Origin of the sequence: Rhodococcus sp. 14-2483-1-2 (assembly GCF_002259405.1) — a bacterium.
Taxonomy (GTDB): Bacteria; Actinomycetota; Actinomycetes; order Mycobacteriales; family Mycobacteriaceae; genus Rhodococcoides.
This window is the reverse complement of record NZ_NPFW01000007.1, coordinates 586,863-605,124: the sequence shown is the minus strand read 5'-3', so window position 1 is coordinate 605,124 and position 18,262 is coordinate 586,863. Positions and strand designations below refer to the sequence as shown.

The following is an 18,262-nucleotide window of genomic DNA, read 5'->3' as shown; positions in this document are numbered from 1 at the left end:
GTCTGTGAGCCGAGTCACCAGAAGTATGTGAGAAAGGTCGGGCATGAACGTCCACACCAGCACACCCGTCGTCGCCGAGATGCGTGTCATTCCGATCGCGGGTCACGACGACATGCTGCTGAACCTCAGCGGAGCCCACGCCCCGTACTTCACCCGCAATCTGGTGGTGCTCACCGATTCGGACGGGCGCATCGGCGTCGGTGAAGTGCCGGGAGGAGAGGCGATTCGGCAGACTCTCGAGGATGCGCGGGTACTCGTCGAGGGCCAGGGCATCGGTCGGTACAACGCTGTGCTGGCCGACATGCGCCGCACGTTCGCGGATCGTGATGTCGGAGGCCGCGGAGCGCAGACCTTCGATCTGCGGATCGCGATTCACGCTGTGACCGCAGTGGAATCGGCATTGTTGGATCTGCTCGGCCAGCATCTCGGCGTCAGTGTTGCAGCACTGTTGGGTGACGGACAGCAGCGCGAGAAGGTTCAGGCTCTGGGCTACCTGTTCTTCGTCGCCGATCGGACCAAGACCGACCTCGCGTACCGCAGTGCAGCCGACGAGGCCGCCGGAGCAGACGACTGGATGCGCATCAGGCACGAGGAGGCCATGGATCCCGAGTCGATCGTGCGCCTCGCCGAGGCGGCGCAGGCACGCTACGGCTTCCAGGACTTCAAGCTCAAGGGGGGTGCGCTGCCCGCCGCCGAGGAGGCCGCCGCGGTACGTGCTCTGGCCGAGCGATTCCCCGAGGCTCGAATCACGTTGGATCCCAACGGTGGTTGGTTGCTGAAGGACGCGATCGAGACGTGTCGTGGCCTGCGGGATGTCCTGGCCTACGCCGAAGACCCCGTCGGCCCGGAGGGCGGATTCTCCGGCCGAGAAGTGATGACCGAGTTCAAGCGCGCCACCGGGTTGCAGACCGCGACAAACATGATCGCCACCGACTGGCGCGAGATGGGCCACACCATCCGATCCGGTGCGGTGGACATCCCACTCGCCGACCCGCACTTCTGGACGATGGCCGGTTCGGTACGCGTCGCGCAGCTGTGCGATGCGTGGGGTCTGACGTGGGGTTCGCACTCCAACAACCACTTCGACGTCTCGCTGGCCATGTTCACCCACGTGGCCGCGGCCGCTCCAGGGACGATCACGGCCATCGACACGCACTGGATCTGGCAGGACGGACAGCGAGTGACCAAGGAGCCGTTCACGATCGAAGATGGCTACCTCACCGTGCCCGACAAGCCGGGTCTGGGTGTCGAACTCGACTTCGAGCAGATCGACGCGGCGCACGAGTTGTACCAGAAGGAAGGTCTCGGTTCCCGCGACGACGCCATCGGTATGCAATATCTGATCGAGGGGTGGACGTTCGACAGCAAGCGGCCGGCCCTGGTCCGCTGATGAAGATCGTGGTCGGTGATCGAAATGTGCTGCCCCATCGGGAGCAGTTCGAGGCGGGCCTGCCCGTCGATGCCGAGGTGATCTGGTGCGTGCCGTTCGACGAGAGCCGGGTCATCGACGAACTTGCCGATGCGGACGTCTACGTCGGTGGCAAGTTCAGCGCGGCCATGGGTGCCGCAGCGCCGAAGCTACGCATGGTGCACGTTGCCGGTGCCGGAACGGACAACGTCGATCGCTCCGGTTTGGGCCCCGATGTGCAGGTGTGCAACACCTTTCACCACGAACAGTCGATTGCCGAGTACGTGGTGGCAGCAACGGTAATGCTGCGCCGACAGTTTCTGCTACAGGATCGGGCACTGCGCGAGGGGCGGTTCGCGACCGCCGTCTACGACCCGAGCATCCCGCAACCGTTGTCGCTGAGCGGTGCCCGCATCGGCTTCGTCGGCTTCGGACACATCGGCAGGCGAACCTGGCAGCTGTTTCAGGCCTACGGGGCGACCGGTGCTGCGGTCACCGGAAGCGGGCGAGCTCCGGATGAGGGACTCCAATGGGTCTCGGATGCCGCGGATTTGACGAGGCTCGCCGATTTCGCGGATGTTCTTGTGGTCTCCGCACCGCTGAACGAGCACACGCGCGGGATGATCGGTGCCGACGAGCTGAGCAGACTCGGTCGCGACGGGGTACTCGTCAATGTCGGGCGCGGACCCTTGGTACAGGAGCAGCCACTGTTCGACGCGTTGTCTTCCCGCAAGATTGCTGCTGCCGCAATCGATGTCTGGTACCAGTACCCCGGGCCGGACGGCGTGGGAGAACCGAGTGTGTTGCCGTTCCGCGATCTCGACAATGTGCTGATGACGCCCCACTCGTCGGGCGTCACGCATCATACGTTCGTGGGACGTGTCGCGGATATCGCGTCGAACATCGATGCTCTGGCGGCATCGATCGGTCGATAAATGGTGTTGGACCCACATCGATCGTCGAAATAGTCTGTGAGACACAGTAAATCGACGATCCCAGGAGCCCGTGATGACCATCGCCACAGAAAAACCGACAAGCGGCCTCACTGCCCCCGATGCGGCAATCATGGCACTGGCTCCCGGCGTCGCAAGTATCGATCGCATCGCCGAAGTCACGCTGTCCTCGATCGTGTTACCGCTGAAGAATCCGATCAGTGACGCCAAGGTGCTCACCGGCAGGCAGAAGGCGATGACCGAGGTGGTGTTCCTGTTCGCCGAGATTCGTACCGAACAGGGGCATGCGGGAATCGGTTTCGGATACTCCAAGCGCGCCGGCGGGCCCGCCCAGTTTGCGCACGCCCAGGAGATCGCCCCAGTTCTCATCGGCGAGGACCCGAACGACATCGGCAAGATCTGGACCAAGCTCGTGTGGGCCGGAGCGTCGGTGGGCCGGAGCGGTGTTGCGACGCAGGCGATTGCCGCGATCGACATCGCGCTGTGGGATCTCAAAGCCAAGCGGGCGGAGTTGCCGCTGGCCAAACTGATCGGCTCGGCGCGCGATTCGGTGCAGACGTACAACACCTCGGGTGGTTTTCTGCACACTCCCATCGAGGAGGTCATGGAGAACGCCGCCATCTCACTGGCCAACGGCATCGGCGGCATCAAACTGAAAGTGGGCCAACCGGATTGGCGTACCGACATCGCCCGCGTCACCGCGGTCCGTGATTTCCTCGGTGACGATGTCCCGCTGATGGTGGACGCCAATCAGCAGTGGGACCGCCCGACGGCGCAGCGCATGGGCCGAATCCTGGAGCAATTCGACCTCGTGTGGATAGAGGAACCCCTGGATGCGTACGACGCCGAGGGGCATGCCCAGCTCGCTCGTAGCCTGGATACCTCGATCGCAACGGGAGAGATGCTGGCGAGCGTCGGCGAGCACGTCCGCCTCATCGAGGCCGGCTCGGTCGACATTCTGCAACCCGACGCTCCCCGCATCGGCGGGATCACGCAATTCCTGAAGTTGGCCACGCTGGCAGAGCACCACAATCTGCAACTCGCCCCGCACTTCGCCATGGAGATCCATCTGCACCTCGCGGCGGTGTATCCACTGCAGACGTGGGTGGAGCACTTCGACTGGCTGGACCCGCTGTTCGACGAGCATCTCGAGACCCGAGACGGGCGTATGCATCTGTCTGCACGTCCGGGACTGGGCTTCACGTTGAGCGAGCAGGGTCGGGCCTGGACAGTGGCGAGGGTGGTGGTGCGCTAGCTGGTACCAGCCCCGGTCACATGGGAATGATGCGGCGCATGAGCGATCTGGCGGCGGCGACGACGAGCTGCCGATTGTGCGTGTGCACGAACTCGAATCGTCGATCCGCGTCGGCGCAGTCCGTGTCGCCCAGATCGCGGGCGATGAGCGCCGAGAAATAGTGCTGACCGACCGCCGTGATCGTCCACTCTCGAGTGAACTCCTCCGTGGGATCGAGATCTGCTCCGCGCACACCCGGCGCAGGTGCCCCTCCCAAGCCGACGCCGACGGCCGCGACGAATGGGTGCTTGGTGGCCAGTAAGGCGTATTGCTCGGCGACAGGCGGGCTGAACCATCGGGAATGCTGGAAGGTGGACATGAGGGCCAGCGAATCGTTGGTATCGCGGGCGTAGTCCTCGATCTGGCGGGAGATGGCGCGGATGAAGGCTTTGGTTCCGATCGACGGAGCCACGAGCTCGAAGAGATCCGATGGCAGGTTCGGGACCAGACCGGAGTTCGAAACGGGTTCGCTCAGAATCGACAGCGCACCCGGTGCCGTCCGCACCGACTCGGGCAGCGGACCGGGCTTTCCGAACAGCCAGCCCTGGCCCAGTACCGCCCCGAGTGAGTGAGCGCGGGCGAGGTGTTCGTCATTTTCGATGCCCTCTGCCAGAACAGTCGCCCCGGTCGCCTCGGAATGCGCTCGTACCGCGGCGACCACGCGCGCCTGCGCTCGATTCGGATCTTGCTGGACCAACGAACGGTCGAGCTTGATGATGTCCGGTGCGACGAACTCGAGCATGGTCACCGTGTCCGGATGCACGCTGATGTCGTCGAGAGCAATACGGCATCCTGCCCGCCGACCGTCGGCAACCACGGCCAACAACACTGCGGGATCGGCCAGCAGTGACCTCTCTGTCAGCTCGAGCACCACGGAGAATCGGCCCTCGGCCGATGCGAACACGCGCTTGGCGGCGTCGGTCGGTCCGGTTGCGGTGTGGGGTTCCACGTTGACGAACAAACACAGTTCCTGTGCCATCCCTGCAGCGAGTGCTGCGTCGACCGCGCTTGTGCGACAAGCCCAATCGAGATCATCCACCACACCCAGATCTGCGGCCGTCGAAAACACGGAATCCAGGTCCAATTGGGGCCACTCGGGCCACCGCGCCAGAGCCTCGTACCCGAGGACGGTTCCGGTGCCGAGTTCGACCACGGGTTGGAATACCGGTCGGACAGCGCTCACATCGGCGAGGGCAGAGGAAATCGCCTCGTGCGAGGAACGCTCGCGCACAGCGTCGTCCGGCATGAAGGTGTCTTTCTTCGCGATCGAACAATAGATTTTCAGCTCGTTTTCGACGTTACCCGCCCTGCGCGAGTTCGGCCCGGGGACGTGCAGATCACCACTGGGTGGGTCTCGTACCGTAGGCACTGCGCGGTTGGATGCCGCCTGGGGCACATGGGAGTGCAGCTTGCGGAACGACCCGCGGGCTTTGCCACACCACTGCGCGAGGTGCACAGTACTGTTTCTCGGGTGACAGACGCTCACCAGGCATCGCGATGGGCCGCGATCTTCAGGCCGACGCCGGTCCGGGTCATGGCCACAGGCTTCGCGCTCGCCATTGCGATAGGTGCGGGCGTGCTGTCGCTGCCTGCGGCCACCGTTCCCGGCAGCGAGACCGGGTTCCTGCAGTCGTTGTTCACGTCGACCTCCGCCGTCAGTCTGACGGGTCTGATCGTGGTGGACACCCCGGTGTACTGGTCGGGTTTCGGGCAGGGCGTGATTCTCGGCCTGATCCAGATCGGTGGGTTCGGGATCATGACGATCGCGTCCCTCGTCGGGTTGGTCCTGGCCGATCGAATAGGTCTGCGCGGCAGGCTCAATGCGGCTGCGGAGGTTCGTACGTCGGGTCTGGGCGATGTCCGAAGCGTCGTGGTCGGGGTGTTCCGTACCAGTCTGATCATCGAGAGCGTCGTTGCGCTCGCCCTCGCGGCGCGGTTCTTTCTCGGATACGACGAGCCTCTCGGGCGCGCACTCTGGCTGGGGACCTTTCATGCGGTCTCCGCGTTCAACAACGCCGGCTTCGCCCTGTTCAGCGACAACATGATCGGGTTCGCCACCGATCCGTGGATCTGCATTCCACTGTTGATCGCGGTCGTGTTGGGCGGCATCGGATTTCCGGTTCTCTTCGAGATCGCCCGCCACCTCCGCGCACGTGCCGGTGGCGTTCGAGCACGCAAGAGATGGTCGCTGCACACTCGGCTGACCTTGACCGTCACCGGCGTTCTTCTGGTGCTCGGGCCGACGGTGGTGATGTTGTTCGAGTGGTCGAGAACGCTGGGTGGATTCGGCTTCTGGGACAAGATGCTCGTCGCGACGTTCCAGGGCGTCATGCCTCGAACCGCAGGATTCAACAGTGTCGACTACGCCGATGTCGACAACGCGACCCTGTTGGTCACCGATGTCCTGATGTTCATCGGCGGCGGCAGCGGCGGCACGGCGGGTGGCATCAAAGTCACCACCTTCGCGCTCCTTCTATTCGTCATCCTGGCCGAGATCCGCGGAGACCGGGAAGTGACGGTGTTCGATCGTCGGATCGACGCGCGCGTGCAGCGTCAGGCGTTGACGGTGGCACTGATCGGTGTCGCGTTGGTCATGCTCCCGGTCGTCGCGTTGTTGGCAGGCACGGACTTCGACCTCGACGTCCTCCTGTTCGAGGTCGTCTCCGCGTTCGCGACGGTAGGCCTGTCCACCGGAATCACCGCACAGTTGCCCGGGTGGGGGCAGGTGATCCTGATCGTTCTGATGTACCTGGGACGCATCGGCTCCATCACTCTGGTCAGCGCCCTTGCCGCCCGCGACCGCGGTCGGCGTTACACGCTCCCCACGGAAAGGCCGTTCATTGGCTAGGAAACCATCCTCCGACGTCGTCGTCGTTCTCGGGCTCGGCCGCTTCGGCAAGTCGCTGGCACTGGAACTGATGGGCCAGGGAGTCGAGGTGCTCGGCATCGACAGCGACGAGGCCGTAGTACAACGCGTGGCAGACCGTCTGACGCATGCTGTGGTGGCCGATACCACCGACGAGGAGTCTCTTCGGCAATTGTCGGTGCACGAGTACGACCGTGCCGTCGTGGGCATCGGGTCCAATCTCGAAGCCAGCCTGCTCACCGCATCGGCTCTGGTGAATCTGTCGATGTCGACGATCTGGGCGAAGGCTCTGAGCAACGCGCACGCCAAGATTCTCACCCAGATCGGCGTGCACCATGTGGTGCGGCCCGAGCACGACATGGGCAAGCGCGTCGCCCACCTGGTGCGCGGTCGGATGATGGACTACATCGAATTCGACGACGGTTTCGCCATGATCAAGACTTCTCCGCCCGCCTCCATCATCGGAAAGAAGTTGGGCGAAAGCGGGATACGCACCAAGCATCGTGTCACCGTCGTCGCGGTCAAGCGTCAGGGCGAAGGATTCACCTACGCCACGGCCGACACGGTGATCGGCGCGGGCGATACCGTCATCGTCTCCGGTCAGGTTCGAGACGCCGAACGATTCAGTGAGTCGACCTGAGCGATTCCAGCGTCGCGCGTGCTCCCTGCTCCTGCAGAGACGACAGTTGTTTCGTGTACTCGGCGACGAACCGCTCGTTGTCGATCAGATCCCCGAACACCGCGCGGTTGGCAATGAACGCCGTCGGATTCTCACGCTGACTCTGCGCGATCGGCACCAGTGAATCCTTCAACTGGTCGACGATCTCGATGGGCTCGCCGGACTCGTCGACGGCCTCGGCGTAGCGAGCCCAACTGGCCACCACTGCGGTGGAGCGGGTGATGTCACCGCCGGTCTCGAGATTCTTGCGGATGACAGGCAAGAGCCACTTGGGAATTCGGTCCGAGGACTCGGCACACAGGCGGGCGACGGTATCGCGAATCTCGGGGTTGGAGAACCGCTCGATCAACGTCCGCTTGTAATCGGTCAGATCGATGCCGGGGACCGGCTGCAGCGTCGGGGTTGCTTCCTCGTCCATGTAGGCGAGCAGGAAGTCCGCGAACAGCGAATCCTGGCACACCTCGTGGACGAGGCGATAGCCACTGAGATAGCCGAAGTACGCGAGCGCCTGATGGCTGGCATTGAGCAACCGCAGCTTCATCAGCTCGTAGGGCGTGACGTCCTCGACCACCTGCACGCCCACCTCTTCCAGTGGCGGACGGCCGAGCGTGAAGTTGTCCTCGAGGACCCACTGTGTGAACGGCTCGCCCGCGACGGGCCATTGGTCGTCGATAGCGTATCGAAGCGAAAGCTGCTCGGTCACTTCCGGTGTCGTGACCGGCGTGATGCGATCGACCATCGAATTGGGGAACGCGCCTTCGGCTTGGATCCAGTCGGCCAACGCCGGGTCCTTCAGGCGCGCGAACGTCGTGAACGTCGACTGCGCCATATGACCGTTGCCCTCGATGTTGTCGCAGGACATGATGGTGAACGGGGTCATGCCGCGCTCCTTGCGCCGAGCCAACGCCTCGATGACCAGTCCGAATGTCGTTGCGGGAACTGCGCCGTCGGCGAGGTCGGCGACGATGGCCGGATTGTCCGCGTCGAACTCGCCCGTCGTCGCGGAGAAGTTGTAGCCACCCTCGGTGATGGTGAGCGAGACGATCTTCGTCGTGTCGGCGGCCATCTTCTCGATCACGGCCTCGGCGTCGTCCGGTGCGAACAGGTACTCGACGATGGAACCGATGACGCGGGTGTCCCACGTGCCGTCGGAATGCTTGAGCGCCAACGTGTACAGGCAGTCCTGTGCTTGCATGACGTCGTTCATTCGACGGTCACCGGGCAGCACCCCCACACCGCAGATTCCCCAGTCGAGCGCCTGCCCCTGCTGCATCAGACGGTCGATGTACATCGCCTGGTGGGCACGGTGGAAGCCGCCGACACCGAAATGCACGATGCCCGCCGTCACCTCGGATCGGTCGTACGTCGGAACTGCGACGTCCTCGATGAAGTCGGCGAGGTTCTGCGAGTTCAACTTCATGCGTTCGTCTCCTTCGAAAGTCCTGGGATCACTACGGCTTTGATGCTTCCGGGTTGCCTGTCGGCGTTCAATGCATCCTCGACGCCCTCGAGTCCGAAGCGCGCCGTCACCATCGCGTCGAGATCCACCATGCCCGACGCCACCAGCGCGCGTGCGATCGGCCATGTGTTGGCGTAGCGAAAGACGCCGGTGAGCAGCAATTCTCGGTTCTGGATCCGCGAGATCGGCAGCGGGTAGTCCGATCCGCCCATGCCGACGAGGACGACCGTTCCTGCGGGACGTACCGCGTGGATGCCGTCGATCACGGCTCGGGCCGCACCGGATGCGTCGATGAAGGCGTCGACCGTCAGGGAGCGCACGTCCTCGGCCGTGGGGTCGAGGACGCGAGTCGCGCCGAACTTCGCCGCGTTGGCGCGGCGGGACGCGTCGATGTCGGTGACGATCACTTCGGTGGCTCCGAATGCGCGCGCGACCTGAGCGGTGACGAGCCCGACGGGGCCCGCCCCCGCGATGAGCACACTCGATCCCGCGGAGATACGTGCCTTCTGGGCCGATGCGATGCCGACCGACAGCGGCTCGAAGAGGGCTGCGGCCTCGTCGGAGATGTCGTCGGGGACGTCGTGGGCGAAGGTCGATTGGATCAGTACGTACTCCGCGAGCGCTCCGTCGATGGGCGGCGTCGCGAAGAACTCCATGGCCGGGCACAGGTTGTAGCGGCCGGCGCGAGACTGAGCGCTGGTGGGATCGGGGCGCTGCGGCTCGATGGACACTCGCTGTCCGATGCGGGTGTCGGAGACGTCGGTGCCCACGGCCACGATGACGCCCGCTGCCTCGTGTCCGAGTACGAGGGGACCGTCGACCACGTAGTCGCCGATGTGTCCCTCGCGGTAGTAGTGCGCGTCGGAACCGCACACCCCGACTGCTGTGACCTGCACGAGGACCTCGTCGTGCGCGGGCGTGGGGACGGGCCGTTCTTCGAGTCGTATCTCCTGCACTCCGGTCAGGACGCTGGCCTGCATGGACTGTGGCACGGGTCGCTGGTGGCGAGGGGGTGTTGTGTAGATCACACCTTAATGTTAGCTTAGTGAGCAGATGAACACGAGCTGAGCATCTGCTCACAACTTGGGGAGGCGACATGGATGGATCGTCATCCGGTCCAGCGGGGTCGAAGTCTCCGCGGTCGGGAGAGGACCTCCGCTTGGCGCTGCGCGCCGCCACCATGTATCACCTCGAAGGCGCGACGCAGGCCGAGATCGCCGTGAAGCTCGGCGTCTCGCGCCCGACGGCGGGACGGCTGGTCGCTCGTGCTCGCACCCAGGGTCTCGTCACCATCGAGATCAACGTTCCCGACGATCTGCAGGGCACCGTCCACGCCGACGTCGAACGTGAACTCGAGGCTCGCTACGGGCTGACCGAGGTACTCGTCGTATCGGACGTCATCGACGGCACGGACGCAGGCTACGGGTCGCTGGGTCGCGCAGCGGCGACGTTGCTCTCGCGTCGCCTCAAGGATCAGGACGTTCTCGGCTTCACCTGGGGGCCCGAGACGGTTGCGGTGGCCAGCTCGCTCAAGACCAGATCCACCAAATGTGCTGCGGTGGTGCAACTCGACGGTTCCATCACTTCGGCCGACTACCAGACCGGTGTGGAGTACACACTCGGACGCTGCGCTGCGTACCTGCAGGCGACACCCGTCAGGCTCAATGCGCCGCTGTATGCCGATCAGGCGACAGTGGTTGCGTTGGAGCAGGATTCCGTGATCTCGCGTGCCCTCAAGGCCGGGACCGATGCCGATGTGATGATGTACGGCATCGGTCCCGTTTCCACGTCCACCACGTTGTTCGAGGGCAGCTTCATCGACCTCGAGGTGCTCGACGAACTGCGTCGCCTCGGTGCGGTCGGTGAGATCGGCGGACGGTTCTACGACGCAGACGGCAAGGACACCGGAGGATCGCTCCCCGGCCGAACCGTGTCGGTGGGGCTCGACGCCATCAGGGCCTGTGATCGGGCCGTGCTCGTCACCGGCGGAAAACGAAAACACGAAGCGCTGCTCGGTGCGTTGCGGGGTGGACTGGCCTCGATCCTGGTCACCGATATCGAAAGTGCACGTTGGCTCGTTGCGCAAGCTCCGGCAACGGCGACCTCCAATGGAAAGGTATTTCAGTGAGGGTTCTACCGAAAGTGGTTGTCGCGAGCTCACTCGCGACGACCTTGGTGCTGTCCGGATGTGCCGGCGCCGGCTCGTTCGGCGGTGACGGTGACGGTACGACGATCACCGTCGCGATCGTCTCGAATTCACAGATGTCCGACGCCATTTCGCTTGCGCCCGAGTTCGAGGCGGAGAACCCTGGCATCAATCTGAAGTTCGTGTCGCTGTCGGAGAACGAGGCCCGGGCCAAGATCACGGCCTCGGTCGCGACGGGTGGCGGCGAGTTCGACGTGGTGATGATCAGCAACTTCGAGACCCCGCAGTGGGCCGAGAACGGCTGGCTCACCAACCTTTCCGAGTACGCGGACGCCACGCCGGGGTACGACGAGGACGACTTCATCCCGACGTTGAAGGAATCGCTGTCGTACGAGGGCAGCATGTACTCGGTGCCGTTCTACGGTGAATCCTCGTTCCTGATGTACCGCAAGGATCTGATGGAGGCCGCGGGCATCACGATGCCGGCGGAGCCGACGTGGCAGCAGGTGGCAGACGCCGCGGCCGCGCTCGACAGCCCCGGCCTGTCCGGAATCTGCCTGCGCGGCAAGCCCGGCTGGGGTGAGGTGCTCGCGCCGCTCGACACGGTCATCAACGCGTTCGGCGGCCGCTGGTACGACGAGAACTGGAATGCCCAGCTGAACAGTCCCGAGGTACGCGAAGCCGTCCAGTTCTACGTCGACACCGTGCGTGAGCACGGTCAGGCCGGCGCGGCCACCAGCGGCTTCAGTGAGTGCGGAACGCAACTCTCGCAGGGCAACACGGCAATGTGGTACGACGCCACCTCGGCTGTCTCGGTACTCGAGGATCCGTCGTCGAGCAACGTCGTCGGGCAGATCGGTTATGCCAAGGCCCCGTCGGCGGCCAAGGGCGACAACGGTTGGCTGTACTCCTGGGCGCTGGGCATTCCCCAGACCAGCGAGGCTCCCGACGAGGCGTGGAAGTTCGTCTCGTGGATGACCAGCAAGGAGTACCTGAACAAGGTCGGAAACGAACTCGGTTGGGAGCGTGTGCCTCCCGGAAGTCGTCTCTCGACCTACGAGATTCCCGAGTACGCGGAGGCGGCGGCTGCCTACGGTCAGCTGACCCTCGACTCCATCGACAGCGCCGACCCCAACAACCCCACCGTGGACCCGGTTCCGTACACCGGAGTCCAGTTCCTGACCATTCCGGAGTTCCAGGACCTCGGTACCCGGGTCAGCCAGCAGATCAGCGCCGCGATCGCCGGACAGATCAGCGTCGACGAGGCGCTCGACCAAGCGCAGCAATACGCCGAAGTGGTCGGCAAGACGTATCAGGAGGACCAGGGATGACCACCACCGAAGAACGGACGGCTCCGGCCGAACCGGAGAAGTTCGTACCGCGACCGAGAACGATCTCCAAGGCCGAGGGCTGGCGTCGACGCGGACCGCTGTTGCCGGCGTTGGTGTTCGCCATCATCGTCACCCAGATCCCGTTCCTGTTCACGCTGTACTACTCGACGCAGTCCTGGAACCTCGTTCGTCCGGGTTCGCGTGAGTTCAACGGCCTGAACAACTACATCGACGTCTTCCGCGACAGCCAGTTCCGCGAGGTCGCGATGAACACCGTGATCATGATCGTCGGAACCGTGATCATCTCGGTGGTCCTCGGTCTGGCGCTCGCGCTGCTGCTCGATCGAAAGTTCATCGGGCGCAGTCTGATCCGTACACTCCTGATCACCCCGTTCCTCGTCACCCCGGTCGCCGGTGCGCTGATCTGGAAGACGACGATGTTCGATCCCGTCTTCGGTCTGATCAACTTCGCTCTGAGTCCGTTCGGAGTCGGTGAGATCGACTGGGTTTCGCGGTTCCCGCTGGCCGCGGTCATGACGAACCTGGTGTGGCAGTGGACGCCGTTCATGATGCTGCTGATTCTCGCCGGGTTGCAGTCCATGCCCAAGGACATCGCCGAGGCCGCACGCGTCGATGGCGCAGGCCCGTTCAAGCTCTTCCGTGAGCTGACGTTGCCGCACCTGCGCCGGTTCATCGAACTGGGCACGGTTCTCGGTGCCATCTACCTCGTCAACACCTTCGACGCCGTCTACATGATGACCTCCGGTGGACCGGGAGTCGCGTCGGCCAACCTCCCGTTCTACATCTACCAACGTGCCTTCCTCGGATTCGACATCGGTCAAGCCGCGGCCATGGGCGTCGTCACCGTGGTGGCAACCATCGTCCTCAGCACTCTGGCGCTGAGATTGATCTTCAAGAGCTTCAGCGCAAACGAGGAGGCGGCGTGATGAGCACGGCAACCACGAGCAAGAAGAAGCCCGTCGCGCAGACCTCCGACGGGCAGGAAATTCGCAAGAAGAGCAAGTGGGGCCCGGGCACGATCTGGTCCTTCGTCGCCTGGGTGGCCGGTATCGCATTCTTCTTCCCGGTGCTCTGGATGGTGATCACCGGCTTCAAGCAGGAGGCCGATGCGTACTCCAACCCGCCGAAGCTGATCTTCACCCCCACCCTCGATCAGTACCGGGGTGTCCTCGAAAGTGGTATCGGAACGACCCTACTGAACTCGGCGTTCGCGACGATCGTCTCGACGATTCTCGTTCTGCTACTGGGTGTTCCGGCAGCGTTCGCGTTGTCACTGCGGCCGGTCAAGAAGACCCAGGACGTGCTGTTCTTCTTCATCTCCACCAAGATGCTGCCCGTCGTGGCCGTCATCGTTCCGCTGTACGTCATCGTCGGCGACATCGGCATGCTCGACAACATCTGGGCACTGGTGATCCTCTACACCGCGATGAATCTGCCGATCGCCGTGTGGATGATGCGCTCGTTCTTCATGGAGGTGCCGTCGGAACTGCTCGAAGCCGCCAGTATGGACGGTGCGTCGTTGTGGACGTCGGTCCGCGAGGTGATCCTGCCGCTCGTCTCTCCCGGTATCGCGGCGACGTCGTTGATCTGCGTGATCTTCTCGTGGAACGAGTTCTTCTTCGCGGTCAATCTCACTGCTGTTCAGGCCCAGACGATTCCGGTGTACCTCGTCGGATTCATCACCGGCCAGGGCCTGTACTGGGCCCAGCTGTCCGCCGCTGCGACGTTCGCAGCACTCCCCGTCGTCCTTGCCGGATGGTTCGCGCAGAACAAGCTCGTGCGCGGCCTGTCCTTCGGCGCCATCAAATAGGAGAAAGTCTCATGGCTGCAATCACGTACAAGAAGGCATCCTGCGTCTACGAAGGTGCCGATTCGCTCGCCGTCGATTCCCTCGACCTCGAGATCGAGGACGGCGAGTTCGTCGTCCTGGTCGGACCGTCCGGCTCCGGCAAGTCCACCGCCCTGCGCATGCTCGCCGGTCTCGAGGAGATCGACGGTGGCGCAATCGAAATCGGCGGCAAGAACATGGTGGGCGTTCCGTCCAAGGACCGCGACATCGCCATGGTCTTCCAGAACTATGCGCTCTACCCCAACAAGACCGTCGGGGAGAACATGGGCTTCGCGCTCAAGATGCGCGGAGTGAGCCTCGAGAAGCGTCAGGCGCGCGTCGCGGAAGCGGCCCGTCTGCTCGATCTCACGGAGTACCTCGACCGCAAGCCCGGTAAGCTCTCGGGCGGCCAGCGTCAGCGAGTTGCCATGGGCCGGGCCATCGTTCGTGAGCCGCAGGTGTTCTGCATGGACGAGCCGCTGTCCAACCTCGACGCCAAGCTGCGGGTGCAGACGCGTACGCAGATCGCGGCGTTGCAGCGCAGGCTCGGCACCACGACGGTCTACGTCACCCACGATCAGGTCGAGGCCATGACGATGGGCGACCGCGTCGCGGTGCTGCGCGGCGGCAAGCTGCAGCAGTTCGCCTCTCCCACAGACCTGTACGACAATCCTGTCAACGCGTTCGTCGCAGGATTCATCGGGTCTCCGGCAATGAACCTGATGACGGTACCCATCGGCTCCGGTGGCGTCCAGATCGGTAAGTTCCTGCTCCCGCTCGAGCGCGACGAGCTGACCAAGCTCGCGAGCCTGGGTATCGACGAGGTCACCATCGGAATGCGGCCCGAGAACCTCGGCATCGTCCACGGCGGCGGCGAGGGCTTCGAGGGCAAGGTCGATCTCATCGAGGAGTTGGGCAGCGAGTCCTACGTCTACGCGCACCTCGACGACCCGAAGGTCAAGGGACTCGACGGGGGACCGGTGTCGTTGGTTGCGCGTTCGACAGTGCGTGCTCCGGCTAGGATCGGTGAAAGTATCGGCCTGAAGCGCCTCGACGGTGCGATCCACCTCTTCCACCCCGAGACGGGAGAGCGCATCTAGCGCGGTCGGTACGGGGCTTTCCGGGAGAGGATCAGTGCCGTCAGAAGTGCGGCACCCCAGAGCAGGAAGATGCCGTCGAAGAACAGGTGCCCGTACTTGACGCTTCGGTTCTCGTCCGAGGCGATCAGGCCGATCACCGCGCCGACGAACGACGCTCCGCCCCACAGGATCAGCAGCACAGCGCCGGGCCAGGATATGCCGAGGATCGACGACGGCAGCCGGGTCCGGTTCTGTGCTGCCAGGCGCGGCCGGTTCATGTACGCGAGAGCGGGAAGAATTGCCGCGCCGAGTTTGACCAGCGCAAGTGCCAGCAGTGCCGTCTTCGCGGTCTGCGGTTCGGTGTCGACCCATTCTGTTGCGAAGGAACCGACGGAGCTGAGCATCCACCGCCCACCTGCGGCCCAATAGCCGGAAAACGCGGCGTGGACTATCCCCAGAGCACATGCGATCGCGAAGTATCCGATGGCCACGGTGACCGAGGGTAGCCGACGTCGCACCCCCGTTCGGGGGTAGCGAGAGGCCGTGCGCGTCCCCTAGCTTGGTGGTGATGGGCATCACACGCGCAGGAGGAAACATGGCCGAATCGGCACACACGGCATTCAAGAATGCACGCGATCTACTACTCGACGCCTACGGCGAGTACGACCGTGCAGTGGCATCTTTCGAATGGCCGTCGTTCGGTGAGACGTTCAACTGGGCGATCGATTGGTTCGATGCGATCGCGCGAGGCAACGATGGCACCGCGCTGTGGATAGTCGAGGAGGACGGCAGCGAGGCCAAGTACAGCTTCGACGACATCGCTCGTCGCTCCGACCAGGTTGCCCGCTGGCTCGAGCAGCAGGGAATCGGCCGCGGCGACTCGGTGATCCTGATGCTCGGCAACCAGGTGGAGCTGTGGGAAGCGATGCTCGCGGTGATGAAGCTGGGCGCGGTCCTGATGCCGACCACCACTGCCATCGGATCCGCAGATCTGACCGATCGCGTCGTACGCGGCAATGCACGCGCAGTGATCGTGAACCCCTCGGACACCGGCAAATTCGACGACGTCCCCGGTGACTACCTGCGTATCGCCACGTCCGCGTGTGATGGTTGGGTGGACTATGCCGAGGCTCGCTCCGTCGAGGCCGTACCGTTCGAGTCCGTGACGGCTCCCACCGACCGCCTTCTCATGTACTTCACCTCCGGTACCACCAGCAAGCCCAAGCTCGTCGAGCACACTCAGATCTCCTATCCCGTAGGGCATCTGAGCACCATGTACTTCCTCGGGCTGCGCCCGGGCGACGTACACCTGAACATCAGCTCGCCCGGGTGGGCCAAGCACGCGTGGAGTTGCTTCTTCGCCCCGTGGATCGCCGAGGCGACCATCTTCATCTACAACTACGGCAGATTCGACGCGAAAGCGTTGCTCGAACAGATCCGACGGGCCGAGGTGACGACGTTCTGTGCGCCGCCGACGGTGTGGCGCATGCTGATTCAAGCCGATCTCGCCGGCGGCGGTGGTTCGCTACGCGAGGCCATCGGAGCCGGTGAGCCGCTCAACCCCGAGGTGATCTCGCGGGTCCAACAGGAGTGGGGCCTGAACATCCGCGACGGGTTCGGTCAGACGGAAACCACTGCGCTGGTTGCCAATACGCCGGGCGCGGTACTCAAGTCCGGCTCGATGGGGAGGCCGCTGCCGGGCGTTCCGGTGGTGATCGTCGACCCCACCACCGGCGAACTCGCCGACGAGGGCGAAATCTGCCTCGACCTGGCCCAGAAGCCGTTCAACCTGATGACCGGCTACCTCGGTGACCCCGAACGCAACGCCGCCGTGATGGCCGACGGGTACTACCACACCGGCGACGTGGCATCACGGGACTCCGAGGGCTACATCACCTACGTCGGCCGCACCGACGACGTGTTCAAGGCCTCGGATTACAAGATCTCCCCGTTCGAGCTCGAAAGCGTGCTCATCGAACACCCCGCCGTTGCCGAGGCCGCGGTGGTGCCGGCCCCGGACGAGACGCGACTGGCCGTTCCGAAGGCATACGTGGCGCTGGCGTCGGGCTGGGAACCCAACGAGGACACTGCATTCGAGATCCTCAAGTACGCCCGCGAGCACCTGGCACCGTTCCTGCGTGTGCGCCGAATCGAGTTCTTCGAGCTACCGAAAACGATCTCCGGCAAGATCCGTCGAGTGGAACTGCGTGCTCGTGAGGATGCGGCCGTCGGACCGCTGGAGACCGAGTGGCGCGACGACCAGTTTCCTGCGCTGAAGAGGTGATGTGGCTGTCCACTATGTGCTGCGTGAGGCGGGATTCCGATTCTCGAGGCGAATTGTGGGCGCTGACGTCACCTGTCCCAGAACCGTTCGAGGACGCCGAGCACTTCAGTGGACGCCGCCATCGTTGTCGCGTGGTCGAATCCGCGGATGACATGCAGCTCGGAGTTCGGTACCAGCGCTGCGGCAGCTCGGGTGTCGTTGAGCCTGGTGCCGTCCTGACTGCCGACGTAGAACAGCGACGGTTGGGTGAATCGTTGCAACGCCTCGTCCGGTAGGCCGGGATCGGCGTCGGATGCTCGGATGTACGCGGCCATGGCCTGGGCATCGTTGGCGGAGAACACCGCTCGGGTACCCGCATCGATCGGGAACATGCGGTGGCTGGTCCAGACCTCGAGAAATCCGTCCATGCCGCGCTGCTCCAACACATCGGCGCATCCGGGGAAGAACAGGCGATCGAACGCGCCTGCCTGAGCGCCGTGACTACCGCCGCCGACGGCCAGTGATCGCACTCGCTCGGGAGCGGCAGCCGTCAACGCCAACCCGGCCCGAGCCCCGAACGAGTACCCGAGGTAATCGACGGTATCGACCCCCACCGCATCGAGCACCGCCGTCAGATCGCCGACGATAGTGCCCATCGCATAGGCGTCGGGAGAATGGGGCTTCTCGCTGCGGCCGTGCCCACGACTGTCGATCAGAATCAACCGCCGACTGCCGCGCAGCGCCTTCACATAGCCGAACGTCCGCCAGATCGTGTGCGTGAGAAAACTGCCGTGCACCATCAACAACGGCGGCCCGGACCCCACCACCGTGTACGCGATCCGTGTTCCATCGTCTGCATTCGAGGCGTACTCCACCCCGCGATTCTTGCCTTTGAAGTCCACTCAACGTGACATTGACCCCCACAAAGGCCACTG

At 64.1% G+C, this 18,262-nt stretch carries 16 protein-coding genes; 11 read left to right on the top strand and 5 right to left on the bottom strand.

Going from position 1 to position 18,262, the window contains the following annotated elements; translation table 11 throughout:
* Window positions 1-43 precede the first annotated feature (43 nt).
* The 3 genes from CH295_RS07520 (at window position 44) to CH295_RS07510 (ending at window position 3,616) form a co-directional block, all read left to right on the top strand.
* The gene (locus CH295_RS07520) at window positions 44-1,390 is read left to right on the top strand and encodes an enolase C-terminal domain-like protein (RefSeq protein WP_094740227.1); all 1,347 of its coding nucleotides are present in this window, start codon (window positions 44-46) and stop codon (window positions 1,388-1,390) included.
* On the top strand, window positions 1,390-2,343 hold the full coding sequence (locus CH295_RS07515) for a 2-hydroxyacid dehydrogenase (RefSeq protein WP_094740226.1): 954 nt from the start codon (window positions 1,390-1,392) through the stop codon (window positions 2,341-2,343). Before CH295_RS07520 ends, CH295_RS07515 begins: the two co-directional genes overlap by 1 nt.
* Before the next feature lie 130 nt (window positions 2,344-2,473).
* Window positions 2,474-3,616, top strand: coding sequence for an L-talarate/galactarate dehydratase (locus CH295_RS07510; RefSeq protein ID WP_170945808.1), 1,143 nt, complete (start codon window positions 2,474-2,476; stop codon window positions 3,614-3,616).
* Window positions 3,617-3,632: 16 nt separating this feature from the next.
* Here the strand turns inward: CH295_RS07510 and CH295_RS07505 are convergent, their stop codons facing one another.
* Window positions 3,633-4,901: a sensor domain-containing phosphodiesterase gene (locus CH295_RS07505; protein WP_094740224.1), complete on the bottom strand. Its 1,269-nt coding sequence runs from the start codon at window positions 4,899-4,901 to the stop codon at window positions 3,633-3,635.
* A 288-nt stretch (window positions 4,902-5,189) separates the two neighbouring features.
* Between CH295_RS07505 and CH295_RS07500 the strand changes: the two genes are divergently transcribed.
* A complete protein-coding gene (locus tag CH295_RS07500) occupies window positions 5,190-6,503 on the top strand; it encodes a TrkH family potassium uptake protein (protein ID WP_094635208.1) in 1,314 nt (437 codons plus the stop codon).
* On the top strand, window positions 6,496-7,161 hold the full coding sequence (locus tag CH295_RS07495) for a potassium channel family protein (protein ID WP_037196024.1): 666 nt from the start codon (window positions 6,496-6,498) through the stop codon (window positions 7,159-7,161). The genes CH295_RS07500 and CH295_RS07495 overlap by 8 nt, the downstream gene beginning before the upstream one ends.
* Here the strand turns inward: CH295_RS07495 and CH295_RS07490 are convergent.
* Together CH295_RS07490 and CH295_RS07485 are read right to left on the bottom strand one after the other, a co-directional pair.
* A complete protein-coding gene (locus CH295_RS07490; RefSeq protein ID WP_094635209.1) occupies window positions 7,145-8,620 on the bottom strand; it encodes a mannitol dehydrogenase family protein in 1,476 nt (491 codons plus the stop codon). The two genes, CH295_RS07495 and CH295_RS07490, sit on opposite strands and share 17 nt — an antisense overlap.
* Window positions 8,617-9,639, bottom strand: a complete 1,023-nt coding sequence (locus CH295_RS07485) for an NAD(P)-dependent alcohol dehydrogenase (RefSeq protein WP_094635210.1) — start codon at window positions 9,637-9,639, stop codon at window positions 8,617-8,619. Before CH295_RS07485 ends, CH295_RS07490 begins: the two co-directional genes overlap by 4 nt.
* A 116-nt stretch (window positions 9,640-9,755) precedes the next feature.
* Here CH295_RS07485 and CH295_RS07480 point away from each other — a divergent pair, with 116 nt between their 5' ends.
* The 5 genes from CH295_RS07480 to CH295_RS07460 are packed head-to-tail and all read left to right on the top strand — an operon-like array spanning window position 9,756 to window position 15,085.
* Window positions 9,756-10,787 (top strand): sugar-binding transcriptional regulator, encoded by a 1,032-nt coding sequence (locus CH295_RS07480; protein WP_037196016.1) that lies wholly within the window; start codon window positions 9,756-9,758, stop codon window positions 10,785-10,787.
* Complete coding sequence (locus CH295_RS07475; RefSeq protein WP_230596525.1) at window positions 10,784-12,136, top strand: ABC transporter substrate-binding protein; 1,353 nt, start codon at window positions 10,784-10,786, stop codon at window positions 12,134-12,136. Before CH295_RS07480 ends, CH295_RS07475 begins: the two co-directional genes overlap by 4 nt.
* Entirely contained in the window at window positions 12,133-13,083 is a 951-nt protein-coding gene (locus tag CH295_RS07470) for a carbohydrate ABC transporter permease (protein WP_037196012.1), read from the top strand. The genes CH295_RS07475 and CH295_RS07470 overlap by 4 nt, the downstream gene beginning before the upstream one ends.
* On the top strand, window positions 13,083-13,967 hold the full coding sequence (locus CH295_RS07465) for a carbohydrate ABC transporter permease (protein ID WP_094740223.1): 885 nt from the start codon (window positions 13,083-13,085) through the stop codon (window positions 13,965-13,967). Before CH295_RS07470 ends, CH295_RS07465 begins: the two co-directional genes overlap by 1 nt.
* Window positions 13,968-13,978: 11 nt before the next feature.
* Window positions 13,979-15,085 carry an ABC transporter ATP-binding protein gene (locus tag CH295_RS07460; protein ID WP_094740222.1) on the top strand — a complete coding sequence of 369 codons (1,107 nt, stop codon included), beginning with the start codon at window positions 13,979-13,981 and terminating at the stop codon, window positions 15,083-15,085.
* On the opposite strand, the gene CH295_RS07455 is transcribed toward CH295_RS07460, so the two are convergent.
* Window positions 15,082-15,555, bottom strand: coding sequence for a DUF3995 domain-containing protein (locus tag CH295_RS07455; protein ID WP_094740221.1), 474 nt, complete (start codon window positions 15,553-15,555; stop codon window positions 15,082-15,084). The two genes, CH295_RS07460 and CH295_RS07455, sit on opposite strands and share 4 nt — an antisense overlap.
* A gap of 104 nt (window positions 15,556-15,659) precedes the next feature.
* Here CH295_RS07455 and CH295_RS07450 point away from each other — a divergent pair, with 104 nt between their 5' ends.
* A complete protein-coding gene (locus CH295_RS07450) occupies window positions 15,660-17,348 on the top strand; it encodes an AMP-binding protein (RefSeq protein WP_094740326.1) in 1,689 nt (562 codons plus the stop codon).
* 68 nt (window positions 17,349-17,416) lie between these two features.
* Here the strand turns inward: CH295_RS07450 and CH295_RS07445 are convergent, their stop codons facing one another.
* Entirely contained in the window at window positions 17,417-18,229 is an 813-nt protein-coding gene (locus CH295_RS07445; RefSeq protein WP_502694470.1) for an alpha/beta fold hydrolase, read from the bottom strand.
* Window positions 18,230-18,262 lie beyond the last annotated feature (33 nt).